Here is a 560-nt window from a genome sequence, read left to right on the forward strand (position 1 = left end):
GAAGTTGATGAAACTAAATCTACTAAAATCAATGATGATGGGTCAGAAGAAAAAGTAGCTCAATTACCAGACGAAAAAGATACACCTGAAGGCCAGGAAACATTCAGTGGACGTGTTACTTACTACAAAACCAAAGAAGGTGTTGAAGTAATGTACGTACCATTTGAAGAAGTTATGATTGAACCAACTGCACGTTCTTTGTGTGATGCTAACTACATGGCTCACAAAGTTCGTAAGACTAAAGATGAATTACGTCAGCTAGGTTTCAATCCTGAGATTGTTGATGGTCTGGACAATACTTCAGGTGATTGGATGATGGGTGTTACCGAGAATGCTCGTGTTAATTATCTTAATCCACTTGACCTCACAGAGACTGTACGTACTGGTGACCAGAAGACTGATAAGATTTGGTTGCATGAACATTATATTCGTTCATCTAAACCATCAGGTCGTAATCAGCTCTATCAAGTATTTACCGTGAATGACCAGATTCTGGAGATCAATACGATTTCTCAGATCCCATTCTCAACATTTACTCCATTCCCAATTCCTCGGTCTGT

Annotated in this window: 1 protein-coding gene; it reads left to right on the top strand. The window is 39.1% G+C overall.

The window, feature by feature from the left end; all coding sequences use genetic code 11:
• Positions 1-560 (top strand): portal protein (locus N1032_RS27060; RefSeq protein ID WP_259543790.1); only part of this gene is annotated, 560 nt, incomplete at both ends.

The organism is Herbiconiux daphne (genome assembly GCF_024979295.1).
GTDB classification, from domain to species: Bacteria; Actinomycetota; Actinomycetes; order Actinomycetales; family Microbacteriaceae; genus Herbiconiux; species Herbiconiux daphnes.